Origin of the sequence: Xylanibacillus composti (assembly GCF_018403685.1) — a bacterium.
GTDB classification, from domain to species: Bacteria; Bacillota; Bacilli; order Paenibacillales; family K13; genus Xylanibacillus; species Xylanibacillus composti.
The window spans coordinates 157,747-172,845 of the sequence record NZ_BOVK01000015.1 but is presented as its reverse complement, the minus strand read 5'-3'; the positions used below and the strand labels follow the sequence as shown (position 1 = coordinate 172,845).

The 15,099-nt window shown below is 54.1% G+C and carries 15 protein-coding genes and 2 riboswitches; of the genes, 11 read left to right on the top strand and 4 right to left on the bottom strand.

Features of this window, described 5'->3' with window-relative positions:
• Positions 1–258 precede the first annotated feature (258 nt).
• From XYCOK13_RS06570 to XYCOK13_RS06560, 3 genes are read right to left on the bottom strand one after another with little or no spacing between them, the layout of a single operon-like run.
• Positions 259–1,908 (bottom strand): b(o/a)3-type cytochrome-c oxidase subunit 1, encoded by a 1,650-nt coding sequence (locus XYCOK13_RS06570; RefSeq protein ID WP_213411075.1) that lies wholly within the window; start codon positions 1,906–1,908, stop codon positions 259–261.
• 18 nt (positions 1,909–1,926) lie between these two features.
• On the bottom strand, positions 1,927–2,394 hold the full coding sequence (locus XYCOK13_RS06565) for a cytochrome c oxidase subunit II (RefSeq protein WP_213411074.1): 468 nt from the start codon (positions 2,392–2,394) through the stop codon (positions 1,927–1,929).
• 29 nt (positions 2,395–2,423) lie between these two features.
• Positions 2,424–2,594, bottom strand: a complete 171-nt coding sequence (locus XYCOK13_RS06560) for a cytochrome c oxidase subunit 2A (protein ID WP_244865038.1) — start codon at positions 2,592–2,594, stop codon at positions 2,424–2,426.
• Positions 2,595–2,799: 205 nt separating this feature from the next.
• Positions 2,800–2,909, top strand: a riboswitch (TPP riboswitch).
• Between the two features lie 102 nt (positions 2,910–3,011).
• On the opposite strand from XYCOK13_RS06560, the gene XYCOK13_RS06555 reads away from it, so the two are divergent.
• The 6 genes from XYCOK13_RS06555 to XYCOK13_RS06530 all read left to right on the top strand — a co-directional run bounded on the left by XYCOK13_RS06555 (position 3,012) and on the right by XYCOK13_RS06530 (position 8,218).
• Entirely contained in the window at positions 3,012–4,064 is a 1,053-nt protein-coding gene (locus XYCOK13_RS06555; RefSeq protein WP_213411073.1) for an ABC transporter substrate-binding protein, read from the top strand.
• An 81-nt stretch (positions 4,065–4,145) separates the two neighbouring features.
• Complete coding sequence (locus XYCOK13_RS06550) at positions 4,146–4,439, top strand: thiamine-binding protein (protein ID WP_213411072.1); 294 nt, start codon at positions 4,146–4,148, stop codon at positions 4,437–4,439.
• A gap of 5 nt (positions 4,440–4,444) precedes the next feature.
• Positions 4,445–5,239, top strand: a complete 795-nt coding sequence (locus tag XYCOK13_RS06545; protein ID WP_244865037.1) for an ABC transporter permease — start codon at positions 4,445–4,447, stop codon at positions 5,237–5,239.
• Positions 5,236–6,066 carry an ABC transporter ATP-binding protein gene (locus XYCOK13_RS06540; RefSeq protein WP_244865036.1) on the top strand — a complete coding sequence of 277 codons (831 nt, stop codon included), beginning with the start codon at positions 5,236–5,238 and terminating at the stop codon, positions 6,064–6,066. Before XYCOK13_RS06545 ends, XYCOK13_RS06540 begins: the two co-directional genes overlap by 4 nt.
• On the top strand, positions 6,059–6,874 hold the full coding sequence (locus XYCOK13_RS06535; RefSeq protein ID WP_213411071.1) for a TatD family hydrolase: 816 nt from the start codon (positions 6,059–6,061) through the stop codon (positions 6,872–6,874). Before XYCOK13_RS06540 ends, XYCOK13_RS06535 begins: the two co-directional genes overlap by 8 nt.
• Positions 6,875–6,985: 111 nt before the next feature.
• On the top strand, positions 6,986–8,218 hold the full coding sequence (locus XYCOK13_RS06530) for a glycosyltransferase (RefSeq protein ID WP_213411070.1): 1,233 nt from the start codon (positions 6,986–6,988) through the stop codon (positions 8,216–8,218).
• Positions 8,219–8,262: 44 nt separating this feature from the next.
• Here the strand turns inward: XYCOK13_RS06530 and wecB are convergent, their stop codons facing one another.
• Complete coding sequence (gene wecB / locus XYCOK13_RS06525) at positions 8,263–9,339, bottom strand: non-hydrolyzing UDP-N-acetylglucosamine 2-epimerase (protein ID WP_213411069.1); 1,077 nt, start codon at positions 9,337–9,339, stop codon at positions 8,263–8,265.
• A gap of 176 nt (positions 9,340–9,515) precedes the next feature.
• Between wecB and XYCOK13_RS06520 the strand changes: the two genes are divergently transcribed.
• The 5 genes from XYCOK13_RS06520 (at position 9,516) to XYCOK13_RS06500 (ending at position 14,797) form a co-directional block, all read left to right on the top strand.
• The gene (locus XYCOK13_RS06520; protein WP_213411068.1) at positions 9,516–10,514 is read left to right on the top strand and encodes a glycosyltransferase family 4 protein; all 999 of its coding nucleotides are present in this window, start codon (positions 9,516–9,518) and stop codon (positions 10,512–10,514) included.
• 222 nt (positions 10,515–10,736) lie between these two features.
• Positions 10,737–10,827: riboswitch (cyclic di-GMP riboswitch) on the top strand.
• An 84-nt stretch (positions 10,828–10,911) separates the two neighbouring features.
• A complete protein-coding gene (locus XYCOK13_RS06515) occupies positions 10,912–11,106 on the top strand; it encodes a hypothetical protein (protein ID WP_213411067.1) in 195 nt (64 codons plus the stop codon).
• A 151-nt stretch (positions 11,107–11,257) separates the two neighbouring features.
• Entirely contained in the window at positions 11,258–12,070 is an 813-nt protein-coding gene (gene asd, locus XYCOK13_RS06510; protein WP_213411066.1) for an archaetidylserine decarboxylase, read from the top strand.
• Between the two features lie 4 nt (positions 12,071–12,074).
• Positions 12,075–13,340: an MFS transporter gene (locus XYCOK13_RS06505; RefSeq protein ID WP_213411065.1), complete on the top strand. Its 1,266-nt coding sequence runs from the start codon at positions 12,075–12,077 to the stop codon at positions 13,338–13,340.
• Between the two features lie 146 nt (positions 13,341–13,486).
• Positions 13,487–14,797: an aminotransferase class I/II-fold pyridoxal phosphate-dependent enzyme gene (locus XYCOK13_RS06500; RefSeq protein ID WP_213411064.1), complete on the top strand. Its 1,311-nt coding sequence runs from the start codon at positions 13,487–13,489 to the stop codon at positions 14,795–14,797.
• Positions 14,798–15,099: the final 302 nt, after the last annotated feature.

Below are 15,099 nucleotides of genomic sequence, written 5' to 3'. Positions count from 1 at the left end.
CCAGCTTTCCTTACACCCTCATCATAGGGGTTCGCACCGGCCTTATATGTGATAAATCTCACATCACGGACCGAAGAAAGCGCTAGCTTCTGTGACTTAATTGTGAATTGTTTCACAATATACGGGATAGGAAGCCGCTCTTTCTTTTTCCTATGCAGCGAAATCTTGTTATGAGGATGAAAAAACAAAATCGCCCTTCCGCGCGGAGTACCGCGACGGAAAAGCGATGTCTGGTTCGCATGCAGCCCGAGCAGGCTGTTACCAGGTCACAAAGCCCTTGGAGCCAGGGACATCATGCCGGATCATGTCCATGACGGGAACCGTGTAAGCCAGCAGGATCAGCACGACAACGAGCGAGATCCATACCCCCCACCGTTCGAACAGACGCGGCGTCGCCTCGGCGTGCTCCGTCACTTCGGCGACCGGATACTCCGTATAGCCTTGTGGCGTCCGCATCAGCGCGAACAGGTTGTATATCATCAGCAAAACCGCGACGAACAATATCGTGCCTCCGATTGCCATAGCCACATGGTACGGCATCCAGAACACGGCATCCGGGTGTTCGCCATAGGTCGTGTATGCTGTTCTGCGCGGCGAGCCGAACAGGCCGACGGTATGCATGGAGCCCGACATGAAGAACATGCCGATCGCCCACAGGATCGTCTGAATGATTCCCAGCTGATTCATCCGCGGCGTCAGCGTGCGGCCGGCCATCGCCGGCACGAGCCAATACGTGATGCCGAAGAAGGTCAAGGCCACGCTTGTCGCGACAGTCAAATGAAAGTGTCCCGTTACCCATAAGGTGTTGTGCACAACGGCATTCATCTGATTGCTCGCATTGATCAGTCCGCCAGCGCCTGCCGGAATGAAAACCAGCATCCCGACAAAGGGCGCAAAAAATCTCACGTCTTTCCACGGAAGCATTTTCCACCAACCGAACAGGCCCTTCGCCCCCTTCTCTCTGCCGCTGATCTCGAAAGTGGCGAATAAGGAGAAGGCCGTCATCAACGACGGGATGACTACCATAAAGGTAAGCACTACCTGCAGGTATTTCCAGAAGGGCGAAATGCCGGGCTCCATTAATTGATGGTGGAAGCCAACGGGTATGGAGAACAGCAGGAACAAGATAAAGGACAATCTGGCCAGCGCGTCGCTGAAAATCTTCCCGCCAATGATTTTGGGAATCATGACATACCAGCACATATAGGCCGGCAGCAGCCAGAAGTACACAAGCGGATGGCCAAAATACCAGAACAGGGTACGGCTCAGCATGACGTTAATCGTCTCTACCCAGCCGAAAGACCACGGGATAAGCTGCAGCAGCACCTCCAGGGCTACGCCAATCGTGGCGATTTGCCACATCAGCATGGTCACTACGGCCATGAAAGCCAGCAGCGGGGAAAGCTTGCCCTTGTGTTCCCTTCTCCATACCCGATACTGGTAGAACAGGCCGAACCCGCTCATCCAGCTTCCTACAACGACGAATACCAGCGCCACATAGAAGAAGGGCGATGCCTTCATCGGCGCATAAAACGTATACAGCACGGTCGCCTTGTTCAGCAGGATCATGACTGTTGCAAGCAGCGTCCCGAACGCCATATGCATGAATCCAAGCCAGCCCAGGTTTCGGGCTACTGGCAGTAGCTTGCCGCCCAGCGTCTTCGCAGCGGCAGAGTATAGAAAGCCGATAATGAAAAAGGTCGTGAAAACCAAAGCCATCAGCACACCATGTGCGGTAAGCAGCTGATAGTAGCCGATTCCGGCAGGCAGCTGGATCATGCCGCCCCTCACCAGCCCCTGCAGGAGACCGGCAATGCCGCCAATCAACAAGGCGATAAATGCAAATACAATATGGGTAATCACAAGTCTGGAATCTCTGCGGTCAAATTGATGCTCCATCTTGTTCATCCTTTCTGCTTGAGAGGTCTATTGCACGGTAATGACGGTTTTCATAAATTCATGCCCGCCGCCGCAGTATTCATTGCAGAGCACCAGATATTCTCCCGGCTCGTCAAAGGTGTGTGTAATGTGGCTGACCTCTCCCGGCACGATCATCATGTTCACATTCGTATTCGGGATGGCAAACCCGTGAACAACATCCGGGCTGGTCACGGTGAAATGCACGGTTGCTCCAACAGGCACGACGAGATCGTTCGGCTTGTAGCCAAAAACATAGGCGATCATAACCGCTTCATATTCGTTCTCACCTACCTGCTTCAGACCCGGCTGGTCGAAGGGAGGCGTCGTGTCGACCTGTTCCGGATCAATAGCATGGGAATGGCTTGGCGGGGCCATGCCCATCGAGAATGTCGATACGCCCAGGACGACAAGAAATACGATCAGCATGGCAATCCCGAAGGCGAGCCAAATTTTCTCCAACTTGTGAATATGCACGTTTCTTCCTCCTTTTGGTTCGCAAAACCTTATTGTCTGGCCAGAAATAAAAAGAAGACCAGCAGCCACGATACCGCCAAAAACCCGCCCAGTATCATGACGGACACGAATGTCCCCTTTAACGTCGGCTCTTTGGCAGTCTGCTGCTCTACAGGCTTGCGCGCCTCCGTGCTGCCCTTCGTCATTACAGGATCTGACATGGCTTATCCCCCTTCCCGCTTTCGGCCAAGCATGAACGGCTCAGCTTGCTACCGGGTTCATTGTAAGCCCCTCGCTATCGGTTAACTGTGAGCAATGTCACACCTGCCCTCGCCAATTTTTAAACATTTTGTTACAGCGGCAGCCAGAACTTAGCTGGACACATGCGGCCGATTTGCTATAATAGAGGCTGGAGTTGACGAACCAAAAAAGCTTCAGGGGTGCCGGAATGGGCCGGCTGAGAGTGTATCCCGCAAAGATACTGACCCTCTGACCTGATCTGGGTAATGCCAGCGTAGGGATTCCGAGCGCACTTTTGTGCTTACGCACGCTCTCGCTTCCCTATGGGAAGCTTTTTTGCGGTCCGGCGGCTTCAAGCTATCCAAGCAGGACTCATAGATAAAGGAGTGGAAACAGCCATGAAGAAGACTTGGATTATCCTGCTCTCTTTCGCCTTGGTCGTCATACTGGCGGCAGGCTGCGGGAACAGCGGGAACCAGAGTGGAACACAGGGCGGGGAACAGCAGTCGAACGGGGGACAAGAACAGAATCAAGAATCGCCCCAAACCTTAAAGAACGTCACTGTCATGCTGGATTGGGCACCCAATACGAACCACACGGGCATGTATGTGGCGCAAAGCAACGGATATTATGCAGAGGAAGGACTTGACGTTACGATCATTTCTGCAGGCGAAACAGGCGTAGAAACGGCTGTGGCAGCAGGCAATGTAGAGTTCGGCGTCAGCTATCAAGAGAACGTGACCGTTGCCAGAACGAGCGAAAGCCCGATTCTGATCGTATCGATCGCGGCAGTCATTCAGCATAACACATCCGGCTTCGCATCCCCGGCTGACAAAGGCATTGTGTCGCCGAAGGACTTTGAGGGCAAGGTGTACGGGGGTTGGGGCTCTCCGTCCGAAATTGCGACGATTCAATCGGTTATGCAAGCAGCAGGCGCCGACTATGACCAGCTGACTGTTCTGGATACTGGTTATACGGAGTTTTTCACAGCGGTTGAGAAGGATATCGACTTCGGTTGGATCTACTACGGCTGGGACGGCGTGCAGGCCGAGCTGAAGGATGTGCCTCTCAACATGATCTACCTGCGCGACCTCTCCGAAAAACTGGACTATTATACGCCGGTGCTCATCGCCAGCGAGCGAATGATCGAAAACGACGCGGACACAGTACGGGCATTCCTGGCAGCTACCTCCAAAGGTTACGCCTACGCAATCGAGCATCCTGAAGAAGCTGCGGACCTCCTGCTGAATGCCGAGCCTGACCTGGACGCCGAACTGGTGAAGGCGAGCCAAGTTTGGCTGGCGGACCAATACCAAGCCGATGCGTCTCGCTGGGGCGAACAGAAGCTTGAAGTATGGAAAAACTATGCGGATTGGATGCTCGAGCATGAATTGCTGGAGCAGGAGCTGAACGCTGAACAAGCGTTTACTAATGAGTTTTTGCCGGAGTAAGGCAGATTGCACCAGACGCCGGGGACGCTGACAGCGTCCTGCGGCGTCTCTTTCCATTTCCAACTCGAGGAGGACCAAACTATGGCCAATGCACTAGTCAGCATTCAAATTTTACCGAAAACCAAGAACAATGAGGACATCATCCCCTATGTAGACCGGGCGATCTCCGTTATTCAGGCATCCGGCGTCAACTACCGGGTCGGCCCGCTGGAAACGACAATGGAAGGCGAGCTCGCCAACCTGTTGGACATCGTCAAGCAAATGAACGAGGAAATGATTGCGTACGGCAGCCCCAATGTCATCTCGCAGGTGAAGATCTACTACAATCCTGCCGGGGCTTCCATGGACAAGCTGACAGAAAAATACGACGGGTAAACCGCATGAAGATGCGCGCATTTCTTTACAAATGGTGGCCTCCGGCACTGGTCTTGGCGCTGCTTCTGATTGGTTGGCAGGCTGCCGTGGACATTTCCGGCGTCGAGAAGTGGCATGTGCCCTCTCCCGTTGACGTTGCGCAAGAATGGGTGAAAAGCTATCCGCAGGTGCTTGCGCATACCTGGGTGACGGTTAAGGTGATGCTGGCCGGAACGTCGATCGGCATCATCGTCGGCATTGCGGGCGCTCTGCTGCTGCACGTCTCTCCATTCATGAATCGGGCTTTCTATCCGCTCATGATACTGTCGCAGAACATTCCCATCATCGTGCTAAGCATGCTGCTTATTTTCTGGTTCGGGTTCGGCTTGACGCCCAAGATCGTCATCATCGTACTGGTCTGCTTCTTTCCCGTGCTTGTCGCTACTATGAACGGACTCGCACAGACCGATCGGTCAATGCGCAGCTACATGCTGATGACTGGCGCCACCCGCATGCAGCTCCTGTTCAAGCTGGAGCTGCCTTATTCGCTGCCTTATTTGTTCGCAGGGGTAAAGATCGCCGCTACCTACAGTGTCATGGGAGCAGTCATTGCCGAATGGGTCGGCGGCAGCCAAGGCATCGGCAAATTCATGATGCTTTCTTACGCCTCATTCCGCATGGATCGGGTGTTTGTCAGCGTTATGGTCATTATCGTACTCAGCCTTCTCATGGTCGGCTTGTCCCGGCTGCTGGAATGGCGATTTACCCGCTGGAAGGCAAGCAGCCTGGCCAGAGGCAATCAAGGAGGTGACAGACCGTGAGCGCGAGAACAGGACATCAAAACCTGGAGCCCGCCGGTCCGGCAGCCGTCAAAGTCCAATTCGAAGGCATCGTGAAAACATTTCAAGAAGGGGGCCGTCAGACGCGCGTGCTGGACGGCATCGATCTTCATGCCCGCGAAGGGGAATTTGTTTCCATACTGGGACCGTCAGGCAGCGGCAAGAGCACGCTGTTTCTGCTGCTGGGTGGCCTCTACCGCCCCGATCAAGGCCGCATTGTACTGGATGGCCGCGACATCTCCGGCGAGCGCGGACTCGTCAGCTATATGCCGCAGGACAGCGCCATGTTTCCTTGGCGGACAGTGGAACAGAACGCTGCCCTTCCGCTCCAGCTGGACGGGGTTCCAGCAAGGAAAGCGCTGGCGACCGCGCGGGATGCGTTGCAAAAAGCCGGACTGAACGGCTACGAAAAGGCTCTCCCGCATCAGCTTTCCGGCGGCATGCAGCAGCGCGTTGCATTCGTGCGGGCTCTGCTTGGCGCAAGAGACGTCATGTGCCTGGATGAGCCTTTCGCCGCTCTGGATGCGCTTACCAGGCAGGAAATGCAGCATTGGCTGCTGCGGCAGTGGGAACAAGAGCGGAGAACCGTCCTGTTCGTCACCCACAGCATTGAGGAGGCCTTATACTTGTCCGACCGCCTCTATGTCCTGTCAGCCAAGCCAACCCGCGTGCTGCAGGAGATCGAAGTGCCGTTCCCGCGGCCGCGAGATCAGCGCCTGCTGCTTGATCCCGCATTTGCCGCATTGCGGGGAGAACTGTACGAATTGTTGCTATCCGCGAAGGAACAGGAGGAATCCCGCCATGATTGACGCCCATATTCATTTGGATATGTACGAGGACAGCCAATTGACAGACATGCTGGCACCGCTCATGCAAGCAAGCAACGGTCCGCGGACGGAAGCCATGCAGGTGACAGGGCTGATCACCGTATCCAGTCAACTGGAATCCTGCCGCCGCAACCTTCAGATCGCTAAGCGCTATCCCGGCCTCGTCCATCCCGCTTTCGGCTTTCATCCGGAGCAGCCTCTTCCCGATGATGCTGCCGCCGCTGATTTGTTCCAGTGGATGCGCAAGCATGCCGACGATATGGTCGCAATCGGTGAAGTCGGACTTCCTTATTACACTGCGCTCGAGAAGCGTCGAGCAGGCGAGCGCTTCGACGCCGAACCTTATCAAGAACTGCTGGAGCAATTCGTACGGTTGGCCGGCGAGTTGAACAAGCCCATTGTGCTGCATGCCGTTTACGAAGACGCAGCTGCCGCCTGCGAGCTGCTGGAAAAGTACAATGTCAGCCACGCCCATTTTCATTGGTTCAAGGCCTCCCGCCTTGTGACCGAACGCATCATTGCCAATCAATACAGCGTCTCCTTCACGCCGGACATCTGCTATGAGCCGGACATTCGGCAATTAGCCGCCGTTATGCCGATCGACAAAGTGATGGCCGAAACGGACGGTCCGTGGCCCTTCGAAGGCCCATTCAAGGGTCAGGCCACCGTCCCCCGCATGGCCCAGCGTGTCATTCAGGAAATTGCCGGCTTGAAGCGCTGCTCCTTCCAGGAAGCGCACGCCCTCATTACTCAAAACACCGCCTCCTTTTACCGGCTTCCCCCATTTTGACGGGCAGCGGCGACGGCCACCCAATTTTCGCAGCGCGGTACGATCGCTGTTCCTTCCGGCTTGCAGATGTAATACATTGTACAAGACGACTTCTGAAAAGGAGTGAATACAATGCCTATTAAGATCTGCAAGCTGATCCAGCACCATCCCTTCCAGGATGCACGCATATTCAAAAAGGAAGCCAAAAGCTTGCTGAAGGCCGGATATGACGTGACAATCGTCGCCCCGCGAATGAACGGCTATTTATTCGACATAGATGGAACCCCTTATACCCGAGAGTTTTTAAGCCCGAGCTTCATCCATGAAGGCGTCAGAGTCGTGACCTATGAAAAGCATCAGGATACGTTGGATCAGATTGTTGCCAACGTGCTGTCAGGCAAATGTACTACCAAAAATGTCAACATGCTGATCAAGGTTGGAATGGAGCAGCAAGCCGACGTTTATCATGCTCATGAGTACCTCTCCCTTTATGCCGGGGTGTGCATCAAGCGAGAGCTAAGAACCCAAGGCAAGCATGTGAAGCTGATCTATGACAGCCACGAATTCACGCCAGACCTTTATGCCAGCATTCGTGAGGACAAGAAAAGCAAGCTGTACAGCGCCTTGCTCGAGATGCTGAAAGAAGTGGATCACATCATTGCGGTCTCCGAATCCATGAAAGCCTGGTATCTGTCCATAAACCCGAAGCTCCGCGTGGATGTCATCTATAATTCCCCGCCCATGCTCCAAAGCCGTCCAGCCAAAAACTTCTTAAAGCCGCACCTTACCGTATGCTATGAAGGCAACGTTGATCCGAAGAGAGGGAGCGCAGACCGCATACTGGAGATGACGAGAATCGCCAATCAATCGATGGACCTCCGCTTCAAAATCATCGGGGGCGTCCGCAGCCATCAATCGCTCCCGATTCCGCCCGATCTGGCACATAAGGTCATCCCGGCGGGGTGGGTCGATTACAAGGCAATTCCCCAGCATATGGCTGATGTGGACATCGGCTGGATCGATTACAAGCTCCCTTATACGATGAATCATATGTTCGCGCTGCCCAATAAATTTTTCAGCTACTTGAACAACGGGGTGCCTATTCTCGTCAACAAGTGCCACGAAATGGAAAGCTTCGTTCGCCGGCATCATTGCGGTCTGGTCCTCGACAACCCGCTGCCTGCGGCGGCCGACTATGTAAACGCCATCCTCTATCTGAACAGACGACGAGATTTATTGCAGCTCATGAGCGACAATGCGTTCCAAATCATGCAGGACACCTATGCCTGGGATAAAATGGAGACCATCCTCTACTCCGTCTACAAGCGCGTGCTGAAACCCGATTACTTGGCCTATATTCTATGAAGATTCAAAGCCGCTTCCCATCGCGGGGGAAGCGGCTTTTGCCTTTACAGATCCGGCGAAATCGTCATCAGAATCTCCGCTATTTGGTCCGCTGTTTTGCCATCTCCGAACAGATTCCTGAAGGAAACAGGCTGTTTGAACTGCTCGACAGCGGCCACAATGCGCTGACTGTCTGCTCCAGCCAACACATTGCCTCCGTGCGCCACAGTCTCCACCCATTCGGTCTCGCTGCGCATGGTCACACATGGAATGTGAAGCATATAAGCCTCCTTCTGCACACCGCCGGAATCAGTCAGGACGACACTAGCCTGGCTGATACATGCGAGCATATCCAGATATCGCAGCGGCTCCATTACATGAAGCTTCTCGCCGTCCAACAATGGCAGCAAGCCGAACTTCTCCAGGCACTTCTTGGTCCGGGGATGCAGCGGAACGAGGACAGGACGATCCAATTGATGCAATGCCCGCAGAATGGCGCGCATATGCTCGGGATTGTCCGTATTTTCCGCTCGATGAATGGTGGCCAAATAGTAGCTGCCCGGAACGAGTCCCAATCTCTCCAGCACCGAGGATTGTCTGAGCGCCACATCCTTATAAGCCAGTACAGCGTCACACATAACATCTCCTACCATGTAGGTATGGCGCGTAATTCCTTCTTTTTTCAAATTCCCTACGGCAGTACCGGTAGGACAGAACAATACGGTGGAGAGATGATCTGTAACCACCCGATTGATTTCCTCCGGCATTCTCCGATTGTAGCTCCGCAGCCCCGCTTCCACATGAGCGATCGGAATGTGCAGCTTGGCGGCGGCCAAACTGCCGGCCAATGTAGAATTGGTGTCACCGAAAACGAGCACGAAGTCCGGCTTTTCCTTGACCAGAATCTCTTCTAGCTCCATCAGCATGCGGGCAGTCTGTCTGGCATGCGTATCTGAGCCTGCCTGGAGTTCATATTCGGGATGAGGCAAACTTAATTGCTCGAAAAATACAGCCGACATGTTCGCATCATAATGTTGGCCGGTGTGGATGATGATTTCTTCCATATGCCGGCGCAATGCCCGGCTCAGCATCCCCGCTTTCACAAATTGCGGTCTGGCTCCCACGATTGCAGCAGCTTTCAAGACGGCACCCCCCTGAAATGATTCCTGGCTTTCTGCAGTTTATGAGAAACCATAGAGATTGCTTGTACGGTGAACCATTTTCCGAAACAATGCTGCATGCGTCCAAGCGATGGAAGTCATGCAGCCATAAAGTAAGGGAAGAACCTCGGATGGACACCCCGAAAGGAGAGCGAAGCATGAGAGTGTTGCATTTGACCTATGGCCAGCAGATGATTGCGTTATGCCAGGTGCTGCGCAAAAAGGGGATCTCCGCTACATCGTGTCACTTTTACGGGAACAGCTACGAGTTCAAGCCGGATGTATGTCTGCACTTGGAACGATATGCAGCCAAGCAACGGCCGGCGATCGCCCAAAGATACATGAACAAAGTGCTGGACCGTTACGATATTTTCCATTTCCATTTCAGCTCCACCTTTCTTCCCGACAATAGCGATCTAAAGCTGCTGACTTCCATGGGCAAGAAAGTGATCATTCATCATCGCGGCTCTGAAGTGCGACGACTGTCAATCGCCAAAAAGCTGAATCCCTATGCGCGTGTGAAGCCCAGATGGACAGACGAGCGTATATTAGCAGATCTGAAGCGAATCAGCGAATCAGCAAGCCATGCGATCATCCCTTATTATGAGTTGCTTCCATATATAAAACCTTTCTACAAATATATTCATTTCTTGCCGAATGCGGTAGATCTGAATGCGATTCAGCCGGCTTATCCATCAGGCACCGGGCCCGTACGAATCGTGCATGCGCCTACAAACCAATATGTGAAGGGTACAGAGTTCATCGAAGCTGCAATTGCTCAACTGAAGCGTGAAGGACTAGACTTTCAGTTCACCTTAATTCAGAAAATGCCGCACGACAAAGCAAAAGCCGCCTATCAGCAAGCGGATCTGGTCATCGATCAGCTCCACATCGGAGATTACGGCATGGTCAGCATTGAAGCCATGGCGATGGGCAAAGCGGTAGTCTGTTACATGCGCAAGGATTTGATTCCGAAATACCCGGGGCTTCCAATTGTTTCTGCCAATCCGGACACTTTGACAGACACCCTTCGCCATCTTCTTCGCAAGCCGCACCTGCTGCGGAAGCTGGGCAAGCAAGGGAGAGCCTATGCCCAGCAGCATCACAACTTAATTACCGCCGCTGACAAGCTGATCCGCATTTATCGCAAGCTGTAATGCATGAGCCTAGACCACTGGACCAGTGACTGGCAGGGCCATGCCTTGCGATCAGGTTGGGCGCGGTCAGCAAAACCGGCCCTGTTTGCTGCGCTCGCAGCGCGACAACGGGGCCCTTCCGTTTCAGCGCGAATCCTCCTCATATCCGTGTTCCTGCTTCGGGAGAATACGTGACAAACCAATAGCTTTGTGGTACGATAGGGATTAGCAAGTTATGGAATTTATACTTAAGGGCAAATCCATTCGAAAGAAGGAGACGCAAAGCCACGGGTCTAAAGCGATTGCAGGTCGCAATGACAGCCGGGCTGCACGTGGGATTCGAAAGCACGAAGTCCAACGTCAGGATGCGCGCCCTTTTCGGCGCTTTTTTGTGTGTCTCCCAAAAGGAGAGATGTCTGTGAACCCAGCTGGCAAAGTTTCCGAAACAGAATTGCTGCTGCGCCTGATTTCGGCCTGCCACTACTGCGAATCCATCAGCACAGATGCCGCAAACAAGACACCCGTAGCCTGCACCAAGCTATCCGGCGCCGCACAGCCCATTCAGGTGAATTTCAAGACATGCTTGGGCTGCCGGGAGTATACAAAGCCATAATTTCATAGACTGCTGAAAAAACAGCCTTCCCGGGCTGTTTTTGTTATTGCCGAAAAATAAGCCCGCCCCCTTCCCCTATTGCGTGTCTGCCCATTCTATGTCAATATAATCGAGTATACCATGCCATTGAAACGCGAGAGGAGTGTTGAGGGTGGCCAAAGCTTTTTACCGGCTGTTGACCGAGCTTTCGTCCCATGCGGCAATTTCCCGAATGGCCGGCGCTTTCGCCCGCTCCGGCTTGAGCCGCAGGTTGATTCCCCGATTTGCCAAAGTGTACGGAATTCCGATAGAGGAAGCAGAGAAAACCATCGACCAATACGAATCGCTGAATGCTTTTTTCACGCGAAAACTAAAGCCGGGATTGCGGCCAATCGATCCGGACCCGAATGCGCTTGTCAGTCCTGTCGATGCCCTGATTACAGGAATGGGGCCCATATCCGATGGAACCGTCTTAAACGTTAAAGGACAGCATTATACTGTCGGGGAACTGCTGAATCGCTCCCCGCGCATGATCCATTATCGCAACGGTTTTTGTTATGTTCTGTACTTGAGCCCGTCCGACTACCATCGCATCCACGCCCCGCTATCCGGCAAGGTCGAAGAAACAGAAGCCATTCCGGGCAGGGTGTACCCGGTCAACGACTTTGGACTTAGATACATGAACAGGGTGCTCAGCCGAAATGTCCGGACTGTCACCTACATTCGCGGCAGCAAGGGCGAGACCGCTGTCATTAAGGTAGGAGCCTTCAATGTCAGCAGCATTCGCTATGTCCAAGACGCTGCGCCCCAATCAGTGGAACGCGGCGAAGAGCTTGCTTATTTCGAATTTGGCTCCACGGTTGTGCTGCTGATCGAAAACGGCACCTTCGTTCCCGAGCCGGATTTGAAAGTTGGCGACAAGGTCCGTGTGGGTCAGTCCCTCGGCATCTTGCGAGCCAAAACCAACTCACGTAAGGAAGGATAACAGCATGAACACCACACCTAGTCCCGCTCCTGCCGCCAGCCAGGCTGGAGAAGCGCGGACCGCAACCGCCGCCCGTCCGTTCGTCTTTAAGATTCTGATTGCCATCAGCCTCATCCATCTCCTGAACGATACGATGCAATCCGTCATACCTGCTGTATCGCTCATTCTGGAAGAGACGATGTCTCTGACCTATACACAGGTCGGGCTGATCGCCTTCACCTTGAATTTGACTGCCGCTCTGCTGCAGCCCGTCATCGGCTTGTATTCCGACGCTCGGCCTACGCCTTTTTTGCTGCCGCTGGGCATGGTGTTCTCCTTGCTTGGCATGCTGGGGCTCAGCATGGCGCCGAGCTACGCCTGGGTCATCGTATCTGTTATGCTTGTCGGCATCGGCTCCGCTGTATTCCACCCGGAAGCGGCCCGCGTTGCCTTCTTGGCTGCCGGACCGAGACGCGGACTGGCGCAATCCATTTACCAAGTAGGCGGCAATGCCGGACAATCCCTCGCCCCGATCCTGGCGATTCTGATCTTCGTTCCGTTCGGCCAATTCGGAGCGATCTGGTTTACTTTTGCAGCGGCATTGGCCATTGTCTTCCAGTTAATGATTGCCCGCTGGTATCGGAATGCGATGCAGGAAACAGCTGTCCCGACCAAGAGCAAAAAGCGCCGTGCGCATGCCGATGCCTACAAAGGCCGGATCCGTTTGGCACTCCTGCTCGTCATCCTGTTTATTTTCGCCCGTTCCTGGTATCATGCCGGCATCTCATCCTTCTACCCGTTTTATCTGATTGAGAAGTACGGCATGAGCATTGAACGCACGCAAGTGTTCATCTTCCTGTTTGCCGCTGCAGGAGTAGTCGGTACGTTCATCGGGGGCCCCCTAGCAGACTGGTTCGGCAGAAAGAAGGTGCTCATCGCTTCCATGCTGGGCGCCGCACCGCTAACCGTCTTGCTGCCGTTCGCCACCCCGTTCTGGTCCTATGTGCTGCTTACGCTGATTGGACTTATTTTGCTGTCAAGCTTCTCCGTCATGGTCGTCTATGCCCAGGAGCTGATTCCCGGCAAAGTTGCCACGGCATCGGGATTAACGATCGGACTGGCTTTCGGACTGGGCGCCGCCGGCTCCTTCGTCTGGGGCAAGCTGGCGGATATCATCGGTCTGGAAAATGTCATGCTGTGGGCAAGCTGGCTGCCCCTAGTCGGGCTGATCGCCTTCCTGCTCCCTTCCGATGCGAAAATCAGCGAATGGACGAAGGAAGAAACCGCGTAAATTCCGTACTGTCGCTGCACCTGTGAGGGGTTTTCAAAAAAATACAGTCAGCCGTAGTCTTCTGTCTGTGCGAAGTGTTATAATAATCCCTAAAAGCTAACTGGAGACAGAACAGCGCGAACAGATTACGGAAGGATGGAATTCAGATGAATCCACTTTGCAAGCAGTTGAACGAAACATTGGAGCGCGAGAATCCGCATGTATACAGCATGCTTTCCTCGCTAGGCAAATCGATCTACTTCCCTAAAGAAGGCATCTTGAGCCAATCGGCGGAAGCTGGTCAAAAGGCCAAAAAATTCAATGCCACCATCGGCATCGCTCTGGAGAACAAGGAGCCGATGTACTTGCAGACGATCCAAGACCGATTGTCCTCGTTCGCACCGAAGGACTTGTATCCTTACGCGCCTCCGGCAGGCAAGCCGGAGCTGCGGGAACTGTGGCGGAGCAAGTTGATCGAAGAGAATCCAACGCTCCGGGACAAGAGCTTCAGCCAGCCGATCGCGACCAATGCGTTGACTCACGGCTTAAGCATCGTGGCCGACCTGTTCGCCGATGAGCAGGATGCGGTGATTTATCCGGAGAAAAATTGGGAAAATTACGAGCTGACCTTCGGCATTCGCCGCAAAGCGAGCATCGTGACTTATCCGCTCTACAATGAGGAGCGCCGTTTCAACGTGGCAGGCTTGAGGGCAGCCATTCTGGCGCAGCAGGAGAACGGCAAGGCCATCGTCGTGCTCAACTTCCCGAACAACCCGACCGGCTATACGCCCGGAGCTGAAGAAGGACGTCAGATTGTAGAAGCCATTCGCGCAGGCGCCGAGGCCGGAATCAACATCGTTGCCGTTACCGATGACGCTTACTTCAGCCTATTCTTCGAGGATTCCTTGCAGGAATCGCTCTTCGGCTCGCTTGCCGGCCTCCATGATCGAGTGCTGGCCGTTAAGGTGGACGGCGCGACGAAGGAAGAGTATGTATGGGGCTTCCGCGTTGGCTTCATCAGCTACGCCTCCACCAGCGAGGTCGTCCAGCATGTGCTGGAGCAGAAGACGTTGGGCATTATTCGCGCCACGATCTCCAGCGGTCCGCATCCGTCGCAGACATTTGTGCTGGAAGCGCTGCGATCCCCGGACTTCGCCCAGCAGAAGGCGGAGAAAGCCGCGATCATGAAAGGCCGCGCCAATCGGACGAAGGAAGTGCTGGACAGCGGCAAGTATGATGAGGCGTGGGAATATTATCCGTTCAACTCCGGCTACTTCATGTGTTTGAAGCTGAAGCATGTCCATGCCGAAACGCTGCGCAGCCATCTGCTCGATGCCTATGGCGTAGGGACCATTGCGCTCGGCGAGAGCGATTTGCGAGTAGCATTCTCTTGCATTGAGGAAGCGGATATCGAGGAGCTGTTCGACCTGATTTATCAGGGCGTGCTCGACTTGCAGAAGGCAGAAGCGACATCCTGAACACCGCAGCATGCCTGACCTGCACAAGCTGAGGCTTGCCTCCACTTGGACGGTCGCACCGCACACCATCGCTTGACGACCAGATCGAAGCAAAATCAAAAAAAGCTGGCTCCATCAACTTAGGTGAGAGTCAGCTTTTTCTTTCTGCGGGCGCTCTGCCTTCTAACGGAAATCAGCAGCGCTAACCCGCTGTTTCAAGCCGTGTTGGCGCATTCTTGCGGAACTGAGCGACCTTATTTCCTTCGTCTAGGTCGGCTTGCACAGTGGTAAACTCCAATAGATGCGAGGATTTCCGTTAGAAA

Bases quoted from the DNA above. Each gene is read 5' to 3' on its own strand.
- XYCOK13_RS06570 (WP_213411075.1), bottom strand. From the start codon at position 1,908: ATGAACAAGATGGAGCATCAATTTGACCGCAGAGATTCCAGACTTGTG.
- XYCOK13_RS06530 (WP_213411070.1), top strand. From the start codon at position 6,986: ATGCCTATTAAGATCTGCAAGCTGATCCAGCACCATCCCTTCCAGGAT.
- XYCOK13_RS06535 (WP_213411071.1), top strand. From the start codon at position 6,059: ATGATTGACGCCCATATTCATTTGGATATGTACGAGGACAGCCAATTG.
- XYCOK13_RS06500 (WP_213411064.1), top strand. From the start codon at position 13,487: ATGAATCCACTTTGCAAGCAGTTGAACGAAACATTGGAGCGCGAGAAT.
- XYCOK13_RS06550 (WP_213411072.1), top strand. From the start codon at position 4,146: ATGGCCAATGCACTAGTCAGCATTCAAATTTTACCGAAAACCAAGAAC.
- XYCOK13_RS06520 (WP_213411068.1), top strand. From the start codon at position 9,516: ATGAGAGTGTTGCATTTGACCTATGGCCAGCAGATGATTGCGTTATGC.
- XYCOK13_RS06560 (WP_244865038.1), bottom strand. From the start codon at position 2,594: ATGTCAGATCCTGTAATGACGAAGGGCAGCACGGAGGCGCGCAAGCCT.
- XYCOK13_RS06545 (WP_244865037.1), top strand. From the start codon at position 4,445: ATGAAGATGCGCGCATTTCTTTACAAATGGTGGCCTCCGGCACTGGTC.
- XYCOK13_RS06555 (WP_213411073.1), top strand. From the start codon at position 3,012: ATGAAGAAGACTTGGATTATCCTGCTCTCTTTCGCCTTGGTCGTCATA.
- XYCOK13_RS06505 (WP_213411065.1), top strand. From the start codon at position 12,075: ATGAACACCACACCTAGTCCCGCTCCTGCCGCCAGCCAGGCTGGAGAA.